The sequence below is a fragment of the Allobosea sp. P5_A5 genome, assembly GCF_056400625.1.
Genome location: NZ_JBFUKY010000003.1, coordinates 463,156 through 485,544, shown reverse-complemented (window position 1 = coordinate 485,544; position 22,389 = coordinate 463,156). Strand labels below are relative to the sequence as shown.

The 22,389-nt window shown below is 66.5% G+C and carries 18 protein-coding genes; 14 read left to right on the top strand and 4 right to left on the bottom strand.

What is annotated here, in order from left to right:
• Nucleotides 1-100: 100 nt before the first annotated feature.
• Entirely contained in the window at nucleotides 101-559 is a 459-nt protein-coding gene (locus tag AC1DR6_RS09115) for an Lrp/AsnC family transcriptional regulator (protein WP_476828874.1), read from the top strand.
• A 13-nt stretch (nucleotides 560-572) separates the two neighbouring features.
• On the opposite strand, the gene AC1DR6_RS09110 is transcribed toward AC1DR6_RS09115, so the two are convergent.
• Together AC1DR6_RS09110 and AC1DR6_RS09105 are read right to left on the bottom strand one after the other, a co-directional pair.
• Entirely contained in the window at nucleotides 573-1,577 is a 1,005-nt protein-coding gene (locus AC1DR6_RS09110) for an alpha/beta hydrolase (protein WP_476828873.1), read from the bottom strand.
• A gap of 133 nt (nucleotides 1,578-1,710) precedes the next feature.
• Nucleotides 1,711-2,874 carry an alpha/beta hydrolase gene (locus tag AC1DR6_RS09105; RefSeq protein WP_476828872.1) on the bottom strand — a complete coding sequence of 388 codons (1,164 nt, stop codon included), beginning with the start codon at nucleotides 2,872-2,874 and terminating at the stop codon, nucleotides 1,711-1,713.
• A gap of 223 nt (nucleotides 2,875-3,097) precedes the next feature.
• On the opposite strand from AC1DR6_RS09105, the gene AC1DR6_RS09100 reads away from it, so the two are divergent.
• Nucleotides 3,098-4,468: a TIGR03808 family TAT-translocated repetitive protein gene (locus AC1DR6_RS09100; protein ID WP_476828871.1), complete on the top strand. Its 1,371-nt coding sequence runs from the start codon at nucleotides 3,098-3,100 to the stop codon at nucleotides 4,466-4,468.
• A gap of 3 nt (nucleotides 4,469-4,471) precedes the next feature.
• Here the strand turns inward: AC1DR6_RS09100 and AC1DR6_RS09095 are convergent, their stop codons facing one another.
• Complete coding sequence (locus tag AC1DR6_RS09095; RefSeq protein WP_476828870.1) at nucleotides 4,472-5,473, bottom strand: asparaginase; 1,002 nt, start codon at nucleotides 5,471-5,473, stop codon at nucleotides 4,472-4,474.
• Between the two features lie 104 nt (nucleotides 5,474-5,577).
• Here AC1DR6_RS09095 and AC1DR6_RS09090 point away from each other — a divergent pair, with 104 nt between their 5' ends.
• The 4 genes from AC1DR6_RS09090 to AC1DR6_RS09075 all read left to right on the top strand — a co-directional run bounded on the left by AC1DR6_RS09090 (nucleotide 5,578) and on the right by AC1DR6_RS09075 (nucleotide 10,454).
• Complete coding sequence (locus tag AC1DR6_RS09090) at nucleotides 5,578-6,417, top strand: alpha/beta hydrolase (protein WP_476828869.1); 840 nt, start codon at nucleotides 5,578-5,580, stop codon at nucleotides 6,415-6,417.
• Between the two features lie 50 nt (nucleotides 6,418-6,467).
• A complete protein-coding gene (locus AC1DR6_RS09085) occupies nucleotides 6,468-6,704 on the top strand; it encodes an Lrp/AsnC ligand binding domain-containing protein (protein WP_038361355.1) in 237 nt (78 codons plus the stop codon).
• Between the two features lie 464 nt (nucleotides 6,705-7,168).
• Nucleotides 7,169-9,472, top strand: a complete 2,304-nt coding sequence (locus AC1DR6_RS09080) for an NADP-dependent malic enzyme (RefSeq protein WP_476828868.1) — start codon at nucleotides 7,169-7,171, stop codon at nucleotides 9,470-9,472.
• A 124-nt stretch (nucleotides 9,473-9,596) separates the two neighbouring features.
• The gene (locus tag AC1DR6_RS09075; protein ID WP_476828867.1) at nucleotides 9,597-10,454 is read left to right on the top strand and encodes a D-amino-acid transaminase; all 858 of its coding nucleotides are present in this window, start codon (nucleotides 9,597-9,599) and stop codon (nucleotides 10,452-10,454) included.
• Nucleotides 10,455-10,574: 120 nt separating this feature from the next.
• Here the strand turns inward: AC1DR6_RS09075 and guaD are convergent, their stop codons facing one another.
• On the bottom strand, nucleotides 10,575-11,894 hold the full coding sequence (gene guaD, locus AC1DR6_RS09070; protein WP_476828866.1) for a guanine deaminase: 1,320 nt from the start codon (nucleotides 11,892-11,894) through the stop codon (nucleotides 10,575-10,577).
• Between the two features lie 87 nt (nucleotides 11,895-11,981).
• On the opposite strand from guaD, the gene AC1DR6_RS09065 reads away from it, so the two are divergent.
• The 8 genes from AC1DR6_RS09065 (at nucleotide 11,982) to AC1DR6_RS09030 (ending at nucleotide 22,368) form a co-directional block, all read left to right on the top strand.
• Nucleotides 11,982-13,634, top strand: a complete 1,653-nt coding sequence (locus tag AC1DR6_RS09065) for a xanthine dehydrogenase small subunit (RefSeq protein WP_476828865.1) — start codon at nucleotides 11,982-11,984, stop codon at nucleotides 13,632-13,634.
• Nucleotides 13,627-16,005, top strand: coding sequence for a xanthine dehydrogenase molybdopterin binding subunit (gene xdhB / locus AC1DR6_RS09060; RefSeq protein WP_476828864.1), 2,379 nt, complete (start codon nucleotides 13,627-13,629; stop codon nucleotides 16,003-16,005). Before AC1DR6_RS09065 ends, xdhB begins: the two co-directional genes overlap by 8 nt.
• Complete coding sequence (xdhC, locus tag AC1DR6_RS09055; RefSeq protein ID WP_476828863.1) at nucleotides 16,002-16,835, top strand: xanthine dehydrogenase accessory protein XdhC; 834 nt, start codon at nucleotides 16,002-16,004, stop codon at nucleotides 16,833-16,835. The genes xdhB and xdhC overlap by 4 nt, the downstream gene beginning before the upstream one ends.
• A 175-nt stretch (nucleotides 16,836-17,010) precedes the next feature.
• Nucleotides 17,011-18,534 carry an ABC transporter ATP-binding protein gene (locus tag AC1DR6_RS09050; protein ID WP_476828862.1) on the top strand — a complete coding sequence of 508 codons (1,524 nt, stop codon included), beginning with the start codon at nucleotides 17,011-17,013 and terminating at the stop codon, nucleotides 18,532-18,534.
• Nucleotides 18,527-19,591, top strand: a complete 1,065-nt coding sequence (locus tag AC1DR6_RS09045; RefSeq protein ID WP_476828861.1) for an ABC transporter permease — start codon at nucleotides 18,527-18,529, stop codon at nucleotides 19,589-19,591. Before AC1DR6_RS09050 ends, AC1DR6_RS09045 begins: the two co-directional genes overlap by 8 nt.
• Before the next feature lie 166 nt (nucleotides 19,592-19,757).
• Nucleotides 19,758-20,681, top strand: a complete 924-nt coding sequence (locus AC1DR6_RS09040) for an ABC transporter permease (RefSeq protein ID WP_476828860.1) — start codon at nucleotides 19,758-19,760, stop codon at nucleotides 20,679-20,681.
• 30 nt (nucleotides 20,682-20,711) lie between these two features.
• Nucleotides 20,712-21,791 (top strand): BMP family ABC transporter substrate-binding protein, encoded by a 1,080-nt coding sequence (locus AC1DR6_RS09035; protein ID WP_476828859.1) that lies wholly within the window; start codon nucleotides 20,712-20,714, stop codon nucleotides 21,789-21,791.
• A 202-nt stretch (nucleotides 21,792-21,993) separates the two neighbouring features.
• Nucleotides 21,994-22,368: an HU family DNA-binding protein gene (locus tag AC1DR6_RS09030; RefSeq protein ID WP_476828858.1), complete on the top strand. Its 375-nt coding sequence runs from the start codon at nucleotides 21,994-21,996 to the stop codon at nucleotides 22,366-22,368.
• The last annotated feature ends 21 nt before the right edge of the window (nucleotides 22,369-22,389 follow it).

The window sequence follows — 22,389 nt, the reverse complement described above, 5'->3', positions numbered from 1 at the left end:
CAGGATAACCCTATCCGAAGACCATTGCTTGGCGGATTGAGGCTGCGTTATCGGTGACGCTGCAGTTTCCTGCTCAATCTCGAGCCAACCGGAGCATAAGATGCTCGACCCGATCGACCGGCGCATTCTGGCCGTCCTGCGTGAGGACGGACGCATCACCAATCAGGAACTCTCAGCGAAGGTCGGCCTCTCGCCGACGCCGTGCCTGCGCCGCCTCAAGCGGCTGGAAGAGACCGGAGTCATTCAGGGCTATGCCGCGATCGTCGACCCGAAAGCCTATGGCTTGCCGTTCAGCGTCTTCGTCTCGGTCCGGCTGATCCAGCAAAGCCAGGAGCCCATCGCCGAGTTCGAGAAAGCCGTCGAGAGCTGGAGCGAGGTCGCCGAATGCTACCTGATGACCGGCACGCAGGATTATCTCCTGCGCGTCGTCACCGACGGCATCGAGGGCTATGAGCGCTTCCTGAAGCAGAAGGTCACGCGGCTGAAATGCATCCAGTCGGTCGAGTCGAACTTCGCGCTGGCGACATTGAAGAAGCGTTCCGGTCTGCCGCCGATCTGATCGCAAAAGCCGTTCAGCTTTCGCCCCGGTCCATGGCCCGGCGCACGACTTGCGTGACCTCGCTGTCGGAGAGGAAGAGATCGTGGCGCAGCATGCTCCAGCCGCGGCCTGAGGTATCGGCCACGCGCACGCCCAGCGCGTCGAGCCGGCCGCGATCGGCGGCGCCGGCCCGCGCGACACCACCGGCGATGCGGGCGGAAATCGCCAACGCCCGGTCGCCCGGATCGATGATCACGGTCATGCGCTTTGCCAGAGGGCCGAGCCGTTTCACGGTCTGCTCGAAGGCGTCGATGTCGACGTCGGGGGAAGCCAGCACGATCGAGCCGATGCGGGCATAGACCTCCGGCGCGTCGCGTAGCTCCCGCAGGCCTTCCAGCGTCAGGAAGGTGCCCATCGAATGCGCGACGATGTGGATCCGTCCAACAGTCGGATTGCTGACGAGCGCGCGCAAAGTGTCGACGAAACCATCGCGAGACCACAGCGCGCTCTCACGATCATAGGCATAGTCGAAGAGCTTGCCGCCCGAGGGCCAGGTGAACAGCACCGTGCGACCCCGAAACTCGAGCGAGTGGGAGAGCTGGCCGACGCTGCGCGTCACCGACTCGAAGGTCTCGTTGAAGCCGTGGACGTAGAGCAGCACGTCTCGCCCGTTCACCGCATCCGACAAGGCGCGTGCGGGATCGGCGGAATTCTCACGGTCGATGCCGAGGACCTGCCAGTCGCCGCTGACGGCGGATGAGACCCGGCCGCCGATACCCCGACCCGGCGCCGAGAGCCGCACTTCGGCAAAGGTCAGCTTGCCACGGTCCGTTCCGAAGAAGGGCGGCGTGTTGCCGGTCGCGTTCCGGGTGGTCATGACGAGCAAGTGCGGATCGCGCCCGAGCGCCGAGGAATCTGCCCTCTCCGGCTCGGAGAATGGCGAGATGCTGGCCTCGCTCTGGGCGCAGGCGGCCAGGCCCAGCGGCAATAGCGCGGCGAGCAACGCGCGGCTGGAAAAATCGCGCCTCGTGACAGGCATCGGTTCGGTATCCACGACAAAAGAAGGAAGGGCGATCTGCCCGGCCCGGCGTTAAGGCCAGCCCAACGCGGCCAGAATGGGGCGAAGCTCGGATTTGACGGCGAAAGCGCGCCGGCGTGCTCCGGACGTCACATCAGCGGCGGGCGCCGACGATCGCTGCCGGGGCGGTCACGACAAGGCCCACCGTCGAGCCCACCGTACCGGCCACGCCGCCGGCGACATCGCCGAGCTTGTCGCCAAGCGTCGGCCCGGCCGTGGCAATGCCATTATCCTGTCGCAGCCGCTCGCCGATCATCTGGACGACCTTGGGAGACGCGGCGAACTTCGCGTGGTTGAGCGGATCGCCCGATGTCATCTCGGAGAGGTCGATGACCCGGGCGCCAAGCCGTTCCAGTTCGGCCATCGTCTCCGCGTCCTTGGTCGAAACCGCGCCGAGGCGTTGCTTGTCCCCGGCGAAGCGGCGGGAAAAGTCGAGCGCCCTGTCATCGGCCGAGACGAAGACAGTGACCGGCCGGTTGATCTGGCGCATCTGCGTCTTGAAGACGTCTAGATCGACGTCGGGCGCGGCCAGCATCACGTCGCGCAGCTTCCCGCCGAAGCTGCCATCGCCGCGGATCGCGGCCTGGCGCAGCGTTTCCAAAGTGAGCAGAGTGCCCATCGAATGGGCCAGGATATCCATGCGCGGAGGGCCGAGATCGCGCGTGATGGCGCGCAGGTTGGCCTCGAGAAAATCCCGGGAGTAATAGGCGCTCTCGCGGTCGTAAGGATAGGCCAGCAATTCGCCGCGCGACGGCCAGGAGAACAGCACGGGGACACCCTTGAAGCCGGAATCGTAGACGATCTGGGCGAAGCGATAGACGGCATCGGCGAAATTGGTGTTGTAGCCGTGGACGAAGACGAGAACGTCGCGCTGGCCAGGCGGGCGGCGCTGCAGATCGCGGCGGACATCCGCGACGATCGGCGCGAGGTCGAGCCGCTGCAGATCGGTCGCTACGAAATGTTTGGAGGGGTCGCCCGGGCCGGAATCCGGCAGCTCCAGTTCGCCGGCCTGATGGCTGCGTGGCACGGTGATGTCGAGCCGCGCGAAGGAGAGCCGCGAGGCTCGCTCGCCGCTGAACCAGACCGGCTGGGCCGAAGGTTGACGCGTCGTGGCGACGTAGATCTGCACGGTGCCGGCAACATCCTGCGCAGCGCCGTGCGAGAGCTCCAGCACGCGCGGCGTGCCGCAACCTGCCAGCAGCAACGGCGCCAGCAAGGCCAGAAACAGGATGCGAAACCGCAGTGTCACGCCGATCATGATGTTCTCGTCTCACCGAAGCGGGGTTTCTGCAAGATGCGCGCATGACACAGGCACGACCTGGCGGGACCAGCCTAGCCCGCTCCGTTATCGGCGGGGATTGCTAACCGGCGCCATGGCCGGCACCCTCTGCTGAGCGGTCTGGCCCCCGTCCCGACAGTCCCGATCCGACACAGAATTCGTGGCATGCGGTTTGATGGCGGACGGTAACGGAGGAGCCGCCATGTCCCTGTCACGTCGCGGCTTCGTCACAGCCGGCCTTTTAAGCGCCGTTTCGATGCGCCTTCCGGCACAGGCTCAGGCACGCCAGCCGCCGACGGGCGCGCTCGGCCATCTCGGACTTGACGCGACCCAGTTCGGGCTGCGGCCGGGCGCGACGGAGGACCAATCCGACCGGCTGCGCCGCGCCCTCATGGAGGCATCGCGTCGCTCGGCGCCGTTGCTGCTGCCGCCGGGGCGCTATCGCGTCGGGGACATTGCCCTGCCGGACGGCGCAAGTCTGATCGGCGTCGCCGGCCAGACACGCCTCGTCACGGCGACCGGCCGCCCCGTCCTGACCGCGCGCCAGGTGGAGCGGGTCGCCCTGTCGGGCCTCGTCTTCGACGGGCTCGACATTCCATCGCCGCAGCGCAGCGGGCTCGTTGCGCTCGAGGGCGTCGCCGAAATCTCGCTCTCGGAGCTGTCCTTCGTGCAGGCCGGATCGGTCGGTCTGACCCTCACCCGCTGCGGTGGTCGCGTGACGGCGAATCGGTTCAGCCGAATGCGGGATGCGGCGCTGTTCTCGCTCGATTCCCTCGGGCTCTCGATCACGCAGAACAATGTCGAGGATTGCGGCAATAACGGCATTCAGATCTGGCGCAGTCAGGCCGGCGACGACCGCTCCATATTGCGCGGCAACACGATCAGCCGCATTCGCGCCGATGCCGGTGGCGATGGGCCCAACGGCAACGGCATCAGCACCTTCCGCGCCGGCGGCGTCATCATCGAAGGCAATCAACTGCGCGACTGCGCGATGACGTTCATCCGCAACAATTCCGGCTCCGGCGTGCAGATGCTGGGCAATCAGGGGCGTCGCTGCGGCGAGGTCGGGCTCTATTCAGAATTCGCCTTCGAAGGCGCGATCATGACGGGCAACCTGATCGAGGACTGCGCCGCCGGCGCGACCATGACCAATCTCGACCATGGCGGCAGGCTTTCCGTCTTCGCCAACAACATCATCCGCAACGCGAAGCGTGGGCTTGCACCCAACGGCAAGGAGCCGATCGGCGGCTTCGGCGTGCATGTCGAGGCGGAGGCCGCAGTGACCGGCAACGTCATCGAGGATGTCAGTGACGCCGCGATTTCACTGGGGTGGTCCTGGGGCATGCGCAATCTCGCCGCGACAGGCAACGTCATCCGCAAGGCCGGGATCGGCATCTCGGTCTCGCTCGTGCCGAAGGAGCGCAACGCCCTGATCGCCAACAACCTGATCGCCGAGGCCAGAGGAGGCGCCGTGGTCGGCACCGAATACGGCAAGCCGGTCACCGGCGATCTGACCAAGGCTTCCGATCAGCGCGCCAGCGGCGTCAGGGTCGAGGGCAACGCGGTGAGTTAGCGCTCAGGCGGCCGTTGGCGCCCTCACCCGCCCGACCTCGATGCCGTTCCAGTTCGTCAGCACGACTTCGCGCAGCGGAGCGAAGGCGGTCGCCGTGGCATCGTCCATCGGCAGGAAGCGGGCGACCAGCGCACCGAGCGCGACTTCCGCCGCGCGGCCGGCGCCATCGTCGCATTTCAGGGCGATGCCGTAGCCGAGTTCCGGAAGCGCGGCGCAATAGACACCCTCGGCGCCGGTTTTGCTGAAGACCCGTGCTCCGAGCAGGCTCATCAAGCGCGTGTCGAAGCGGTCGGTACCGGCCACCATGAAGGGGTGGGCCGCCGCGGCGGCCCGGACGCGCGCGGCCGCCTTGGCCCGCTCGGGCCCGAAGCTCTGGCCGGTGCCGAGCCGGGCGAAGCCCAGCGCCAGCGCCTTCAGCGGGATGGCGTAGGAGGGAATCGAGCAGCCATCGGTGCCCATATGGTCAGTGCTATGGACCGCGCCGGTCACTTCTTCCAACGCGCCGTGCACCGCCTTCTGCACGGCATGTCCGGGCTTCACATAGCCGGCGGGGTCCTCGTCCATCGAGCAGGACAGGCAGACGAAGCCGGCGTGCTTGCCGGAGCAGTTGTTGTTCAGCGCGGTCGGCTCTCCGCCCGCTTTCGCGAGCGCTCGGGCAACCTTGTCGTTCATCGGCCAATGCGCCCCGCATTCGAGGCAGCCCGTGTCGCGGCCGGCCTTGCGGAGCATCCCGAGCGCCGTCTCGGCATGAAGCGGCTCGCCGGAATGGGAAGAGACCGCCAGCGCGAGCTCGGCCTCGGTCAGCCCGTAGCGGTCGGCTGCGCCGCTCTCGATCAAGGGCAGGCCCTGGATCGCCTTGACGGCCGAGCGCGGGAAAACCGGTCGCGCGATATCGCCGGCCTGAAACACCACGCCGCCATCGGCATCGATCACGATGGCCGAGCCGCGATGGCGCGATTCGACGGTGTTGCCGCGGGTGACTTCGGCGAGAACGGGGTTTTCCATGGTGACCTCTGGAGCAGCGGACCGGGCGCCCCGCTTTTGGCGCCGGGTGCGCCGCCTGTCAAAAGCTGTGGCGCCGACGCGCGAGGACTGCCACGCTGACGGCCATGGACCCGCAAGCACCCTCGCCAGATTACGAGACCGAATACAACAACCGCGCCCGCGTGCCGGAGCATCCCGGCATCATCGCCGGCTGGCAGGCCGATGCGGCTGCCTATCGCGAGACGGCGTTCTGCGAACTCGGCGTGGCTTATGGCGAGGGCGAGCGCCAGCGCTACGACCTCTTCAAGCCGCAGGAGAGCCGTGGCGACGCGCTGGTGATGTTCATCCATGGCGGATACTGGCAGGCGCTGGACCGCGGTTCGTTCTCCCATATGGCGCGAGGCCTGAACCAGCGCGGACTGCCGGTCGCGGTCGTCGGCTACGACCTCTGCCCCCAGGTCGAGCTTGGCCATATCGTGTGGGAAATCCAGCAAGCGGCGGCGGCGCTTTGGCGACGCTACGGCCTGCCGGTCGTGGCAAGCGGCCATTCGGCCGGCGGGCATCTCGCGGCCTGCGCGCTGGCGACGAATTGGACCGATGTCGATGCCGGCCTGCCCGCCCGGCTGGTGCCGGCCGCCTATGGCATCTCGGGCCTCTACAACCTCAAGCCTTTGACCGAGACGAGCATCAACGACGCCCTGAAGCTCGACATGGAGGCGGCCGAACGCGAGAGCCCATTCTTCTGGCCCGCCCCCTCGCGGCTGACGATGGATGCCGTCGTCGGCGGTGACGAGAGCGCGGAGTATCACAAGCAGAGCCGCCGTCTCGTCGATGTCTGGGGGCTGGAAGGCGTGCAGACGCGCTATCAGGAAATTCCCGGCACCAACCATTTCACCGTGATCGCCGGGCTCGCCGACCCCCACGACGCGATGACGCGACGCATCGCCGAACTCGCGGGCGCTTGATCTTCGGGGGTCAAGGATTCTATTCCATCAGCGCTGTCCAGGAGCCCGCCATGCAGACCTTCTTCGTCGAGATCAAATGCAAGCTCGGCAAGACCTATGAGGTCGCCAGCGAGCTCGCCGACCGCGAGATCGCCTCGGAAATCTATTCGACCGCCGGCAATTACGACATTCTCGCCAAGTTCCACGTCGCGGCAGATGTCGATATCGGCCATTTCGTCGCGCAGAAGGTGCAGTCGATCCCCGAAATCGCCGACACGCATACGATCATCACGTTCAAGGCGTTCTGAATTTCAGGCGTCGGCTGCGTCGAACGCCTGTCAAGCCGAAAGGCTGACTTCTCACGATGGGAAAATGCCCCCTCGAAAACGCGCTGTCATCCCGGGCGACCGTAGGGAGACCCGGGATCCATTCCGGAAGCTCGCCGTGAAGCGCTCCGGAATGGATCCCGGATCTGCGCCGCTTCGCGGCTTGTCCGGGATGACCAGCGCCCTTTCTTGATATTCTGGGACCCTCGACGCAACGATGTTCGACGGAACCATCCCTCATCGAATTCTTGAATCTCACGAGTCGCTTGGCCTCATCGCCTGAGAACGCGATTCAAGCGCCTCACAAATCGATTCACTTTCAATCGTTTCAGATCGCCGGCCGCCTCCTCGCGGCGAGACGTCAGCGGATCCGAACCATTCCAAGGCTTGACGGGAACCCCGTTTCCGCGCGACCTCCCCTGCTCCGGATGCTGGGGTCGCCACCGATGAAAAGCACGCTCTCCAACGATCTGCGCTCGGGTGCGCTGGTCTATCACCGCCTGCCCCGGCCCGGTAAGATCGAGATTCAGGCGACCAAGCCGCTCGGCAACCAGCGCGACCTCGCGCTCGCCTATTCTCCCGGCGTCGCCGCCGCCTGCGAAGCCATCGTCGACGATCCGGCCGAAGCCGCCGAGCTGACGTCGCGCCAGAACCTCGTCGCCGTCGTCACCAACGGCACGGCCGTGCTGGGCCTCGGCGATATCGGCCCGCTCGCCTCCAAGCCGGTGATGGAGGGCAAGGCGGTCCTGTTCAAGAAGTTCGCCGGGATCGACTGCTTCGATATCGAGGTCGAGCAGAAGAACATCGAGAAATTCGTCGAGGTCGTCGCGGCGCTGGAACCGACCTTCGGCGGCATCAACCTCGAGGACATCAAGGGTCCGGAGTGCTTCGAGATCGAGGAGCAGCTCAAGGCGCGGATGAAGATCCCCGTCTTCCACGACGACCAGCACGGCACCGCGATCATCGTCTCGGCCGCCGTCCTGAACGGGCTCGACCTCGCGGGTAAGAAGATCGCCGACGTCAAGCTCGTGGTCTCCGGCGCGGGCGCGGCGGCGCTGGCCTGCACCAACCTGCTGGTCGAACTGGGCGTGCAGCGCAAGAACGTCTGGATCACCGATCTCGAAGGCGTGGTCTATGAAGGCCGCAACACGCTGATGGACCGCTGGAAGGAGGTCTATGCGCAGAAGACCGATGCCCGCACCCTGAACGACGTCATCGAAGGGGCTGACATCTTCCTCGGCCTGTCCGCCGCCGGCGTGCTGAAGCCGGAGATGGCCAAGCGCATGGGGCCGAAGCCTCTCATTTTGGCGCTCGCCAATCCCAACCCCGAGATCACGCCGGAGGACGCGCTCGCCGCGCGCCCTGACGCGATGATCTGCACCGGCCGCTCGGATTATCCGAACCAGGTCAACAACGTGCTGTGCTTCCCCTACATCTTCCGCGGCGCGCTCGACGTGCAGGCGACGACGATCAACGAGGCGATGAAGCTCGCCGCCGTGCGCGCCATCGCGGCGCTCGCCCGCGAGGCGACCTCCGATGTCGCGGCGCGCGCCTATGGCGGCGAGGCGGCGACCTTCGGCGCCAACTCGCTGATCCCCAATCCGTTCGACCCGCGCCTGATCATGCGCATCGCGCCTGCCGTGGCCGAAGCCGCGATGGCGACGGGCGTGGCGCGCAAGCCGCTGGTGGATATCGAGGCCTATCGCGACCAGCTCTCGCGCTTCGTCTTCCGCTCCGGCTTCATCATGAAGCCGCTATTCCAGGCGGCCAAGGCCGACCCCAAGCGCGTGATCTACGCCGAGGGCGAGGATGAGCGCGTGCTGCGCGCCGCCCAGGTGGCGCTGGAAGAAGGGCTCGCCATCCCGATCCTGATCGGCCGCCCGAGCGTCATCGAGACCCGCATCCAGCGCTTCGGCCTGTCGCTAAAGCCCGGCATCGACTTCGAGATCGTCAACCCGGAGGACGATCCGCGTTATCGCGACTACGTCCAGACCTATCTCGACATCGCCGGCCGGCGCGGCGTCACGCCCGAGGCCGCGCGCGCGCTGGTGCGCACCAACAACACGGTGATCGCGGCGCTGGCCGTGGCGCGCGGCGAAGCCGATGCGATGATCACCGGGCTGGAAGGCCGGTTCATGTCGCGGCTGCGGCACGTCAAGGACATCATCGGCCTGGCGCCGGGCGTCTGCGACATCGCGGCGATGACGCTGATCGTGACCAACAAGGGCGCGTTCTTCCTCGCCGACACGCATGTGAAGCCCGACCCGACCGCCGAGGAAATCGCCGACATGACGGTTCTGGCGGCGAGCCACGTGACGCGCTTCGGCATCGAGCCGAAGATCGCCCTGCTGTCGCATTCGGATTTCGGCGCTGCCGACACCCGCTCGGCGATCAAGATGCGCAGAGCGCTGGCACTGATCCGCGAGCGCGCACCGCACCTCGAATGCGACGGCGAGATGGAGGCCGACACGGCGCTGATGCCACTGATCCGCGAGCGCGTCCTGCCGTCTTCGACGCTGACGGACGTGGCCAACGTCCTGATCTTCCCCAATCTCGACGCCGCCAACATCTCCTACCAATTCGCCAAGATCATGGGCGATGCGCTGCCCGTGGGTCCGATCCTGATCGGCACGGCCAAGCCCGCGCATATCCTGACCGGCTCGGTGACCGCGCGCGGCGTCGTCAACATGACCGCGGTGGCCGTGGTGGAGGCGCAGGAGCGCGCGGCGGCGCTCGCTGCCGCGGGCTGAAGGCCTCGATCTGCGTGAGGCTGCCTTGCGCCTGACGCCGGTCCGGCGTCCCAGCACCGCGCTCGCAACGAGCAGAAAGCTTCGCTAGGAAGGATCGGTTTCCTCACCTAGCGAGCCCGCATCGATGAGCCGTACCGTCTACGTCAATGGCGCCTATCTTCCCGAGGAGGAGGCGACCATTTCGATCTTCGATCGCGGCTTCATCTTCGGCGACGGCATCTACGAGGTCTCGGCCGTGATCGGTGGGAAGCTCGTCGATTGCGAGGCACATCTGGCGCGGCTGGAACGCTCCTGCGGCGAGATCAGGCTGGAGTTGCCTTGGTCCAAGGCCGAACTCGTCGCGATCCATGACGAGCTGATCGCCCGCAACGCTCTCGACGAAGGCAGCGTCTACCTGCAGGTCTCGCGAGGCGCCTCCGATCGCGACTTCCCCTTCCCCAAGGATGTGAAGCCGACGCTGGTGATGTTCACCCAGGCGCGAAACTTCGTGAACGCGCCCGCCGTCAAAACCGGGATCAAGGTCGTTTCGACCCCGGATCTGCGCTGGGCCAGACGCGACATCAAGAGCGTCAACCTGCTCGCTCCGGTCCTCGCCAAGCAGATCGCGGCGGAAGCCGGCGCGCAGGAAGCCTGGATGATCGAGGATGGCGTGGTGACGGAGGGTGCCTCCTCCACCGCCTGGATCGTCAAGGGCAGGACGCTGATCTCGCGGCCGCTTTCCAACAAGGTGCTGCCGGGGATTACCCGCACCGCCGTGCTCGCCTTCCTGGCCGAGTCGGGGTTCGCGTTCGAGGAGCGGGAATTCACGCTGGAAGAGGCTTTGGATGCCGAGGAGGCCTTCATCACCTCGGCGACGAGCCTGGTCATGCCGGTGACCTCGATCGACGGGCACTCGATCCACAATGGCGGACCGGGGCCTGCGACGCTGCGCCTGCGCGAGATCTATATCGACCATGCCCGCAAGGGCGGCGTTCTGGGTTGAACGGCCGGCCGCTCACTCGACGTCATGCTCGCCCTTGTGGCGAGCATCCATGTCTTGAACACAACGCTCGACCAGCGAAGACGCGGATGGTCGGGACAAGCCCGACCATGACGGTAAGGGCTAAGCGGCCGCTTCCGAGGAAGCTGCCCGGTCGCCCATCACATAGGTCGCCACCACATTGCGATCATCGCCAAGCGTGACGAGGACGAAAAGCTCCTCCGCCAGATCGCGCGCCGTCTCCAGGCGGTGCGCCATCGCCCGGGTCGCAGCCGTGTCCAGAACAACGACATCGGCCTCCCGGCCGGGTTCGAAGCTGCCAATCAAATGGTCGAGGCCGAGCACCTGCGCATTGCCGAGCGTGATCGCATGCAACGCCGCGAAGGCCGACAACGACTGCCCCTGCAGTTGCAGCACCTTGTAGGCCTCAGCCATCGTCCGCAGCATGGAGTAGGAGGTGCCGCCGCCGATATCGGTGGCCACCGCGACCTTGACGCCGCGCTGCCTCGCATGAGCCCAATCGAACAGTCCTGAGCCGAGGAAGAGGTTCGAGGTCGGGCAGAACACCGCAACCGCGCCGGTCTCAGCGAAGGCCTGCCACTCGTTATGGGTCATATGGATGCAGTGGCCCATCAGGCTTTTGGGACTCAGCAATCCATAGCGCCGGTAGATATCCGCGTAGTCGGCAGCCTTAGGGTAAAGCTCCCGAGCGAAGGCGATCTCGGCCCGGTTCTCGTCGATATGGGTCTGGACGTGGCAATCGGGATGCTCGGCCGCGAGCCGGCCGGCCGCCGCCAGTTGCTCGGGCGAGGAGGTGATCGCGAAGCGCGGCGTCACCGCATAGAGCTGCCGGCCTTTGCCATGCCAGCGCGCAATCAACGCCTTCGAATCGCGGTAGCCGCTTTCGGCGGTGTCGGTCAGGGCCTCGGGCGCGTTGCGGTCCATCATCACCTTGCCGGCGATCATGCGGGTATTGCGCCGCTGCGATTCGGCGAAGAAGGCCTCCGCCGATTGCGGATGGACCGAACAATAGACCGCCGCCGTGGTCGTGCCGTTGGCCAGAAGCTCATCGAGAAAGAAGCGCGAGAGCTTTTCGGCGTGGCCCTGCTGCCTAAGCTTCTGCTCCTCGACGAATGTGTATCGATTCAGCCAGTCCATCAGCTGCGCGCCATAGGACGCGAGAACCTGGGTCTGCGGCATATGGATATGGGCGTCGATGAAGCCTGGCATGATCAGATGCGGGCGATGGTCGATGATCTCCGCGTCAGCCGGCAGTGCCCGCAGCAGGTCCTTTGCCTCGCCCGCCGCCTTGACCAGCCCGTTTTCGATGAGGAGCAGTCCATCCTCGACATAGCGATGGGCGGCGTCGCCCGCCGTCCAGGGGTCGCCCGCGAACCAGAGCAGGCGCCCGCGCAGGGCGCGAATGGCGGCAGATGCAGTCACGATCAAGCGGCTCCGGCACAAATCCACACCACATCTGCACCAAATCAAAGCTTCCGGCCAAGCGCAGATCGTGCCTAATCTCGGGGCATGACGCGCCAAGGCATTCTCGCGGACGCAGGACAAACCGGAGGCATCCGCACCACGCTGGGCTTCCTGCTCGGCGATGACCTGATCGAGATCGACCGCTGCGATCCGACGCTGACGGTTCTCGACTGGCTGCGCCTCGACAAGCGCATGACCGGCACCAAGGAGGGCTGCGCCGAGGGCGATTGCGGCGCCTGTACCGTTGTGGTCGGGCGGCTCGATCGCGGGCAGCTGCGCTATGAGGCCATCAACGCCTGCATCCGCTTCCTGCCGACGCTGGACGGCTGCCAGTTGCTCACCGTCGAGCATCTGAAGGCGGCGGACGGCACGCTTCACCCGGTGCAGCAGGCGATGGTGGAATGCCATGGCTCGCAATGCGGCTTCTGCACGCCGGGCATCGTGATGTCGCTGTTGGCACTGCGGCTGAACGAAGCCCAGTCGAGCGTCGCTCGCATCGAGGATGCGCTTGCGGGCAATCTCTGTCGCTGCACCGGCTATGAACCTATTATCGCCGCGGCCCATCGCATGGACGAGATCGCGCCGCGCGAGGCCGATCGATTTCTGAACCAGCGGGAAGTGGTCGCGGAACGTCTTGGCGCCCTGCGGGACGCCAGCACCCTTACCCTCGAGGGCCGCAGGCGCCGCTTCTCCGCCCCCGCGACGGTTGAGGCACTGGCCGATCTTGTCGCTGCGCATCCAGAGGCGACGCTGCTGGCGGGCGCCACCGATGTCGGGCTCTGGGTCACCAAGGGCATGAAGCGGCTCGACCCGGTGATTTCTCTCGGGCGAATCGAGGCTCTGCGCGAGATCACCGACGAGGGCGACCATCTGCGCTTCGGTGCGATGGCGGGCCATGCCGATGTCCGCGTCGCGCTCGCCGGCCTCTCGCCCCAGCTCGACGAACTGATGCGCCGTTTCGGTGGCGAGCAGGTTCGCAGTGCCGGCACGATCGGCGGCAACATCGCCAACGGCTCGCCGATCGGCGATCTGCCGCCGGCCCTGATCGCGCTCGGGGCGACGCTGGTGCTGGCAAAAGCCTCTGCCACCTCCAGCCCTCATCCTGAGGAGCCGCGCAGCGGCGTCTCGAAGGATGGTCCAGAGCGTGCTGGAACATCCTTCGAGACGCAAGGCTCGCGCCTTGCTCCTCAGGATGAGGGCTTAGGGGAACTCATCCGCCGCAATCTTCTCCTTGAAGATTTTTTCCTCGACTACCGCAAGCAGGACCGGCGTCCGGGCGAGTTCGTCGAGGCCGTGCTGGTGCCGAAGCCCGGCGTGGAGACCCTGTTCCACGTCTCGAAGGTGTCGAAGCGCTTCGACGAGGACATCTCGGCCGTCTGTGGCGCCTTTCTCATTCGGCTCAGCAAAGCTGGGGACGTCATCGAAGCCCGCCTCGCCTATGGCGGGATGGCGGGCATTCCGAAGCGCGCGCAAAAGGCCGAAGCGGCGCTGATCGGCCGAGGTTTCGATGAGGCGGCGGTCGAAGCCGCCACCGCCGCCCTGTCCTCGGACTTCACCCCGCTCGACGATATGCGCGCCTCCGCCGCCTACCGACTCAAGATCGCGGGCAATCTTCTGCGGCGTTTCCTGATCGAGACGCGCGAGCCCCAGACCCGCACCCGCGTTGCCGGGCTTCTCGCGGAGACTGTCCATGGCTGATGCGCGCCGCAGGCTCGATCTGGCAGAGCAAGGAAAGCCTGTGGCCGAACCCGCCATCCTCGGCAGCGCCCGCATCCACGATTCGGCCCAGAAACATGTCACGGGCGAAGCGGTCTATATCGACGACATCGCGGCGCCCGAAGGGCTGCTCCACGCCTATCTCGGCACCGCCGCCATCGCGCATGGCCGGCTGCTATCGCTCGACCTGTCGTCGGTCGAGAGTGCCGCCGGTGTCGTCGCGGTGCTGGCGGCGGCCGACATCCCCGGCGCAAATGACATCTCCTCGACGCATCGGAATGACGAGCCGGTGTTCGCGACCGACCGCATTCTGTTTCACGGCCAGCCGCTTTTCGCCGTTGTCGCCCAGACGCGCGAGCAGGCGCGGCATGCCGCGACGCTTGCAAAGGCCGAATACGCCGATGAGTCGGCCGTGATCGATATCGCGGCCGCGCGCGCCGATGGCGCTCGATTGGTGACCGATCCTCTGACGCTCCAGCGCGGCGATCTTGCAACCGCCATGGCGGGCAGCCCGCGACGGCTGAAGGGCTCGATGGCGATCGGCGGCCAGGAGCATTTCTATCTGGAAGGGCAGATCGCGCTCGCCATCCCCGGCGAGGACGAGGACATGCAGGTTCTCGTCTCGACGCAGCACCCCACGGAAGTGCAACACATGGTCGCCGCCTTACTCGGCGTCGGCTCGCATGCGGTCACGGTCGAGGTCAGGCGCATGGGCGGCGGTTTCGGCGGCAAGGAAACGCAGGCCAATCTCTTCGCCTGCGTCGCGGCGCTCTGCGCCCGCAAGCTCAAACGCCCGGTGAAGCTCCGACCCGACCGCGACGACGACATGGCGATCACCGGCAAGCGCCATGATTTCGTGGTCGATTACGAGATCGGCTTCGACGAGGAGGGCCGCATCCATGCGGTCGATGCCGTCTATGCGGCGCGTTGCGGCTGGAACGCCGACCTATCGGGTCCGGTGACAGACCGCGCGCTGTTCCACATGGACAATTGCTACTTCTACCCGGCGGTGCGCGCCCGCTCGGAGCCGCTCTTCACCCATACCTGCTCGAATACCGCCTTTCGCGGCTTTGGCGGCCCGCAAGGCATGGTCGGGGCCGAGCGCTTCATCGAGGAGGTCGCCTTCGCCACCGGGCTCGACCCGCTGGAGGTGCGCAGGCGCAATCTCTACGGCCAGAAAGCCTCCAGTGAAGGGCTTGGCCGCGACGTGACGCCCTATCACCAGACGGTGGAGGACAATATCGCGGCCGAGGTCATCGCCGATCTGGAGGGGCGCTGCGATTATCAGGCCCGCAAGGCGGCGATCCGCGAGGCCAATAGAACGAGCCCCATCGTCAAGCGCGGCATCGCGCTGACGCCGGTGAAGTTTGGCATCTCCTTCACCGCGACCTGGTTCAACCAGGCCGGCGCGCTGGTGCATGTCTACACCGATGGCACGGTTTCGCTGAACCATGGCGGTACCGAGATGGGGCAAGGGCTCTACATCAAGGTGGCGCAGGTGGTGGCGCAAGCCTTCGGCGTCGGCCTTGACCAAGTGAAGATCACCGCCACCACGACGGGCAAGGTGCCGAACACCTCCGCCACCGCCGCTTCATCCGGCACCGATCTCAATGGCATGGCCGCTCTCGACGCCTGCGAGACGATCAAGACGCGGCTGACGGAGTTCGCCGCGCGGCACTGGCAGGTACAAGCGGACGAGATCGCATTTCTGCCCGGCCAAGTGCGGATCGGCGCGCGCGAGATCGGGTTCAAGGAGCTTGTCTCCGCAGCCTATATGGCCCGCGTTCAGCTTTCGGCGACGGGCTTCTATGCGACGCCAAAGATCCATTGGGACCGTAAGGCCGGGCGCGGCCATCCCTTCTACTATTTCGCTTATGGCGCGGCGGCGACCGAGGTCGCGATCGACACGCTGACCGGCGAATACAAGGTCGAGCGCGTCGATATCCTGCATGATTGCGGGCAATCTCTGAACCCAGCGATCGACAAGGGCCAGATCGAGGGCGGCTTCGTGCAGGGCATGGGCTGGCTGACCACCGAGGAGCTGGTCTGGGACGAAAAGGGCCGGCTGCGGACGCACGCCCCTTCGACCTACAAGATCCCCGTCGCCTCCGACCGGCCACGCATCTTCAACGTGCATCTGCTGGAGAACGCGCCGAACCGTGAGCCGACGATCCATCGCTCCAAGGCGGTGGGCGAGCCGCCGCTGATGCTGGCGATCTCGGTGCTGCATGCTTTGTCGGACGCGGTGGCGAGCGTCGGGGACTACCGTATCTGTCCGCGACTCGATGCGCCAGCGACGCCGGAGCGGGTGCTGGACGCGGTCGAGCGGGTGCGGGCGGAGGCGGGGCGATGATCCTCGCTGCTTTCCTTGCCACGCACCATAACGGCCTCATCCTTATCCGCATCGAGACTGCGGAGGGCTCGACACCGCGTGAAACCGGCGCCTGGATGGCCGTGGCCACGAACGCCGCCATCGGCACGATCGGCGGCGGGCAGCTCGAATTTCATTGCATCGACCTCGCCCGCACGATGCTGAGCGAAGGCGCCGAGGCCCAGCGTCTCGACATTCCGCTCGGCCCGCAGATGGGGCAGTGCTGCGGCGGGCGCGTCAAGGTGTCGCTGAAGAGGCTCTCAGCGATCGATGCAGCGTTGCTCGCGGCTCGGGAGAAGACGGAGGCGGCCGAAAGACCGCCCGTGCTGGTCTTCGGCGCCGGACATACCGGCCGGGCTCTGGCGACGGCGCTGGCGCCCCTGCCCTTTTCGGTCTTCGTGATCGACGACCGCGACGATGCAACCAGCGGTCTGCCGCCCGTTGTGACCTGCATTCGCATGGCCGACCCGGCGGAGGCCGTCGCCAGCGCGGCGCCCGCTTCAGCCTTCGTCATACTCTCGCACAGCCACGCTTTGGATTATCGGCTGGCCGAGGCTGCGCTGGCGCGGGGTGACGCGGCTTATGTCGGCATGATCGGCTCGGCGACCAAGCGCGCCCGCTTCGAGTCCAGCTTCCTGCGCGCCGGCGGCAGGCACGATGCGCTGGCCAAACTGACCTGCCCAATCGGCGGTTGCGATGTGGACGACAAGCGCCCGGAGGTGATCGCGGCCTTGACGGCAGCCGAGCTGGTGCGCTGCTTGCTTGGTGAGCGTAAGGCGATCCCTGCGCGACAGATTGAAGAGTCCCGATGAGCACGGCGGCACCCCCACCCACAGCCCTCATCCTGAGGAGCCGCGCGAGCGGCGTCTCGAAGGATGCTCCCGCGGGCTCAGGAGACATCTGGAGCATCCTTCGAGACGGCCCTGCGGGCCTCCTCAGGATGAGGGCTGTGGAGTGGACCGGCGTCTCGCAAGCAAGGGCCGTCCGGTGACCTCACCGCGGCTGGCGCTCGCGCATATCTCGAAGAGTTTTCCTGGCGTCAAAGCCAACGAGGACATCAGCCTGAGCGTCGCGCCCGGCGAAATCCATGCGCTGCTCGGAGAAAACGGCGCCGGCAAATCAACGCTGGTCAAGATCATCTATGGCGTTCAGCGGCCCGACGAAGGCACGATCCACTGGAATGGCGCCCCCGTCTCGATCCCCTCGCCCAAGGCCGCGCGCCGGCTCGGCATCGGCATGGTGTTCCAGCATTTCTCGCTGTTCGACGCGATGACGGTGATCGAGAACATCGCGCTCGGCCTGGACGAGGCGGTGGATCGCGGGACGCTGAAGCGCCAGGTGGCGGAGGTGCTGCAATCCTATTCCCTGCCGCTCGACCCCGAGCGCGAGGTGCACACGCTCTCGGTCGGCGAACGCCAGCGCATCGAGATCGTGCGCTGCCTGTTGCAGAAGCCGAAGCTGCTGATCATGGACGAGCCGACCTCGGTGCTGACGCCGCAGGAGGTGGAGCGCCTGTTCGCGACGCTGCGGCAGATCGCAATGGGCGGCTGCTCGATCCTCTACATTTCGCACAAGCTGCACGAGATCAAGGCGCTCTGCGACGGCGCGACGATCCTGCGCGGCGGCCGCATGGTCGCCACCTGCGACCCCAAGGTCGAGACGACCCAACGCATGGCCGAGCTGATGATCGGCGCCGAGATGCGCAAGATCGAGCATGGCGCGGCGGCGCAGGCGGGAGCGTCGAGGCTGATCGTCAACGGATTGTCGCTAGCGGGCGATCCGCCCTTCGGCACGGATCTGCGCGGGATTTCGTTCGAGGCGCGGGCCGGCGAAATTCTCGGCATCGCCGGCGTCGCGGGCAACGGCCAGGCCGAGTTGCTGACGGCACTCTCGGGCGAGCGGCTGGCCGATCGGGCCGAGGCCGTGAGGCTCGACGGCAAGCCGGTCGGGCGGTGGGATGCCGGCGCGCGCCGCACACTCGGCCTCGCTTGCGTGCCCGAAGAACGCAATGGCCATGCCGCGGTCCCCGATTTCTCGTTGGCGGAGAACAGCATCCTGACCGCGCGGCACCGGTTGCCTCTGGCGCCGCACGGCCTCATCAGCCGCGGCACTGTGCGCCGCTTTGCCGATGGCGTGATCAAGCTCTTCGACGTCCGCACTACCGGTTGCGAAGCGCCGGCTCGCTCGCTGTCGGGCGGCAATCTCCAGAAATTCATCATGGGGCGGGAGATCGGGCAGCAGCCAGCCGTGCTCGTCGTCGCTCAGCCGACCTGGGGGGTCGATGCGGGCGCTGCCGCCGCGATCCGTCAGCAACTTGTCGATCTCGCCGCGAAGGGTTCGGCTGTCGTGGTGATCTCTCAGGACCTCGACGAGTTGCTCGAGCTGGCCGATCGGCTCTGCATTATCAATGAAGGGCGTTTGTCGGCGCCGCGTCCAGTCGCGAGCCTCGGCATCGACGAGATCGGGCTGATGATGGGCGGCGTGCATGGTGCGGAGGCAGCCCATGCTTGAGTGGCGCCGCCGTCGCGAGCCAAGCGCGTGGATGCGGGGTTTGAGTCCGCTGATCGCGATTGCGCTCACCATGCTCATCGGCATGATCGTCTTCACCGCGATGGGCTATGACGGCTTCCACGCGGTCGGGAGCATCTTCGTCACGCCCTTGGCCGAGCCGCAGCGCTGGCCCGATATCGGCGTGAAGGCCGCGCCTCTCGTCATGATCGCGATCGGTCTTGCGATCGGGTTTCGGGCGAATGTCTGGAATATCGGCGCCGAGGGGCAATACGTCATGGGCGCCATCGCCGGCACAGGCGTCGCGCTCGCGACCTATGACATGACCGGATGGTGGATCCTGCCCGCGATGGCGCTGGCAGGCATTGCCGGCGGCATGGCGTGGGCCGCGATCCCGGCGCTGCTGCGGGTGAAGCTGCTGGTCAGCGAGATCCTGACCAGCCTGATGCTGACCTATGTCGCGGTGCAGCTGCTGTACTTCCTGGTGCGCGGTCCGTGGAAGGATCCGGACGGCTTCAATTTCCCGCAGACGCGGATGTTCACCGCCGGCCAGACGCTGCCGACCGTGATCGAGGGTACGCTGGTCCATCTCGGCATCCCCTTGGCGCTCGTCCTCGCGGTTATTGCCTGGCTCATGATGGAGAAGACCACCGCCGGCTATGCGGTGAAGGTCGTCGGCCTCGCGCCGGCCGCCGCCCGTCATGGCGGTTTCAGCGCGGCACGTACGACTTGGGCGACGATGCTGCTCAGCGGGGCGCTTGCCGGCCTCGCCGGGCTGTTCGAGGCGGCCGGCCCGTTCGGCCAGCTCACGCCGCAATTCCCGGTCGGCTACGGCTTCACCGCGATCATCGTCGCATTTCTGGGCCGGCTTGACCCGCTCGGCATCGTCTTCGGCGGCATCGTGCTGGCGGCGACCTATGTCGGCGGCGAGATCGCCCAATCCACGATCCGCCTGCCGCAGGCCGCGACGGGCATGTTCCAAGCGCTGTTGCTGTTCATGCTGCTGGCGACGGATGTGCTGGTGAGATGGCGGGTGGTCTGGAAGCGGAGGGCGACGTGACGAGCTCGGCGCGCATCCACCCTTGTCATTCCGGGGCTTCGCAAAGCGAAGAACCCGGAACCCACGACCGGGCGAGCCTTCTCAATTACATGAACGCAAGCGCTGACCCCGTCGTGGGTTCCGGGTTCGTGCCTGCGGCGCGCCCCGGAATGACAGGGGGTGCGCCATGACCTCCGCTATCCTCGTCTCGATCGTCATGACGCTGGTCGCGGCCTCGACGCCGCTGCTGCTGGCGGCGCTGGGAGAGCTCGTCGCCGAGAAGGCCGGCGTGCTCAATCTCGGCGTCGAGGGCATGATGCTGTGCGGCGCGGTGGCCGGCTTCGCCGTCGCCTTCTCGACCGGGAGCACCGGGTTGGGGTTGCTGGCCGCCATGCTGGCCGGGGTAGCGGCCTCGATGATCTTCGCGGTGCTGGCGCTGTCGCTCGCCGCCAATCAGGTAGCGACGGGGCTGGCCCTCACTATTTTTGGCATCGGCGCGTCCTCGCTGATCGGCGCCGGTTTTGTTGGCCGCACCATCCCGAGGCTCGGGCCCATCTTCCCGGCCGCGCTCTCGGAACACCCCCTGTTGCGCGTGATCTTCGGCCACGACATCCTGGTTTATCTCTCGCTCGCGCTGGTCGCGGGCGTGGGTTTTTTCCTGCGGCGGACCCGGCCCGGACTGATTCTGCGCGCGGTCGGCGAGAACGACGCCTCCGCCCATGCGATCGGCTATCCCGTCATCGCGATCCGCTACATGGCGGTGGCGTTCGGCGGCGCGCTGGCCGGCCTGGGCGGGGCTTATTTCTCGCTGGCGCTGACGCCGATGTGGGCGGAGCGGCTGACTGCCGGGCGCGGCTGGATCGCTCTCGCACTCGTGGTCTTCTCGGCCTGGAAGCCGGGGCGGCTTCTGCTGGGCGCCTATCTTTTCGGGGCGGTGATGACGCTGGAGCTGCAGGCCAAGGCTGCAGGGATCGCCTGGCTCGCACCCGAGGTGCTGGCAATGGCGCCCTATCTTGCCACCATTGCCGTTCTGACCATGATGTCACTCGGACGACGGAGCGGGCGCCTCGATGCGCCGGCCTGCCTCGGCAAACCTTTTTCGGCCTCCTGAGGCCGACAACGACATGAACGGGAGAATTTCATGACCAGCATCATCACCCGACGCAAGCTGACCTTCGGGGCAGCCGCCGCCTCGACCCTGCCGCTGCTCGGGCGCGGCGCCTCGGCGCAGTCGCCGCTCGGCGTCGGCTTCGTCTATGTCGGGCCGATCGGCGACCATGGCTACACCTGGACCCACGATCAGGGCCGGCTCGCGATCGAGAAGGAGTACGGCTCCAAGATCAAGACCAGCTTCCTGGAGAACGTCGCCGAGGGGCCGGACGCCGCGCGCGCCATCCGCCAGCTCGCCCAGGCCGGCAACCAGCTGATCTTCACGACCTCCTTCGGCTTCATGAACCCGACGATCCAGGTCGCCAAGCAGTTCCCGAAGATCCATTTCGAACACGCCACCGGCTATCTCCGCGCCGAGAACGTCGCGACCTACAATGCCCGCTTCTATGAGGGCCGCGCGGTCATCGGCACCATCGCCGGGCATATGTCGAAGTCGGGTCAGGCCGGCTATGTCGCCTCGTTCCCGATTCCGGAGGTGGTGATGGGCATCAATGCCTTCCACCTCGCGGCAAAGAAGGTGAACCCGAACTTCAAAACCAAGGTCGTCTGGTGCTCGACCTGGTACGATCCCGCCAAGGAAGCCGACGCCGCCAAGGCGCTGATCGACCAAGGCGCGGACATGATCACCCAGCACACCGATTCCGCCGCGCCCTTGCAGGCAGCCGAGCAGCGCGGCGTCTACGCCTTCGGGCAGGCGTCCGACATGCGCTCCTTCGCGCCGAAGGCGCATCTCTCGGCCATCGTCGACGATTGGTCGGGCTACTACATCAAGCGCGTCAAGGAGACGATGGACGGCGCCTGGAAGACCGGCGACGTCTGGGGCGGCATCAAGGACGGTTTCGTCAAGCTCGCGCCCTATAACGACGCGGTGACGCCGGAGGCCCGCAAGGCCGCCGACGAGGTCACCAAGGGGATCGCGGCCGGCACGCTCCACCCCTTCACGGGCGAGCTGAAGGACCAGAAGGGTGCGGTGAGGGTCAAGGCCGGCGAGCACGCCTCCGACGAGATCCTCTCCAAGATGGACTGGTATGTCGACGGCGTGCAGGCCTGAGGACGACGATGCCGCGGGCCGCGGTGGCCTGCGGCAGATCCCGTCAGGCGCCGCCGCCTGACGGCCGGTCCCCGCCACAATTCAGCCTTCCTGGCGTCGGAGACGGCTTTTCGCGCGGGCCACGGCGGAACGAAGCCGTTTCCTGTGCGTATCTAGCGCCACGGGCATCGTCTTTAGCCTGCAACCGTGGCAACTGCGTCAGTTGCGCCGCGAACCCATCAGGATCGCGCCCGCTCGTGACGGCGATGGCATCAAAGACCGTCGCCGGGCTCGCGATTTCTGCAACCTTCTCAAGGAGGATCTCATGACCAAGAATGAACTGATCGCCGCGATCGCCGACGAGACCGGCAAGTCCAAGGCCGACGTTTCGGCCATCCTCGCCTCGCTCGGCACGACCGTCGCCAAGACGCTGAAGAGCGGCGACGAAATCACGCTGGGCGGCGTCGGCAAGTTCTCGGCAGCCAAGCGCGAGGCGCGTGAAGCCCGCAATCCTTCGACCGGCGCGACCATCAAGGTCCCTGCCAAGACCGTCGTGAAGTTCAAGGTCACCAAGGACCTCGCCGACCACGTCGCGTAAGTCCCGACCGGTTTCAGGCAG

Coding starts and splice junctions, on each gene's coding strand:
- AC1DR6_RS09115 (WP_476828874.1), top strand. CDS start 101: ATGCTCGACCCGATCGACCGGCGCATTCTGGCCGTCCTGCGTGAGGAC.
- AC1DR6_RS09110 (WP_476828873.1), bottom strand. CDS start 1,577: ATGCCTGTCACGAGGCGCGATTTTTCCAGCCGCGCGTTGCTCGCCGCG.
- AC1DR6_RS09105 (WP_476828872.1), bottom strand. CDS start 2,874: ATGATCGGCGTGACACTGCGGTTTCGCATCCTGTTTCTGGCCTTGCTG.
- AC1DR6_RS09100 (WP_476828871.1), top strand. CDS start 3,098: ATGTCCCTGTCACGTCGCGGCTTCGTCACAGCCGGCCTTTTAAGCGCC.
- AC1DR6_RS09095 (WP_476828870.1), bottom strand. CDS start 5,473: ATGGAAAACCCCGTTCTCGCCGAAGTCACCCGCGGCAACACCGTCGAA.
- AC1DR6_RS09090 (WP_476828869.1), top strand. CDS start 5,578: ATGGACCCGCAAGCACCCTCGCCAGATTACGAGACCGAATACAACAAC.
- AC1DR6_RS09085 (WP_038361355.1), top strand. CDS start 6,468: ATGCAGACCTTCTTCGTCGAGATCAAATGCAAGCTCGGCAAGACCTAT.
- AC1DR6_RS09080 (WP_476828868.1), top strand. CDS start 7,169: ATGAAAAGCACGCTCTCCAACGATCTGCGCTCGGGTGCGCTGGTCTAT.
- AC1DR6_RS09075 (WP_476828867.1), top strand. CDS start 9,597: ATGAGCCGTACCGTCTACGTCAATGGCGCCTATCTTCCCGAGGAGGAG.
- AC1DR6_RS09065 (WP_476828865.1), top strand. CDS start 11,982: ATGACGCGCCAAGGCATTCTCGCGGACGCAGGACAAACCGGAGGCATC.
- xdhB (WP_476828864.1), top strand. CDS start 13,627: ATGGCTGATGCGCGCCGCAGGCTCGATCTGGCAGAGCAAGGAAAGCCT.
- xdhC (WP_476828863.1), top strand. CDS start 16,002: ATGATCCTCGCTGCTTTCCTTGCCACGCACCATAACGGCCTCATCCTT.
- AC1DR6_RS09045 (WP_476828861.1), top strand. CDS start 18,527: ATGCTTGAGTGGCGCCGCCGTCGCGAGCCAAGCGCGTGGATGCGGGGT.
- AC1DR6_RS09040 (WP_476828860.1), top strand. CDS start 19,758: ATGACCTCCGCTATCCTCGTCTCGATCGTCATGACGCTGGTCGCGGCC.
- AC1DR6_RS09035 (WP_476828859.1), top strand. CDS start 20,712: ATGACCAGCATCATCACCCGACGCAAGCTGACCTTCGGGGCAGCCGCC.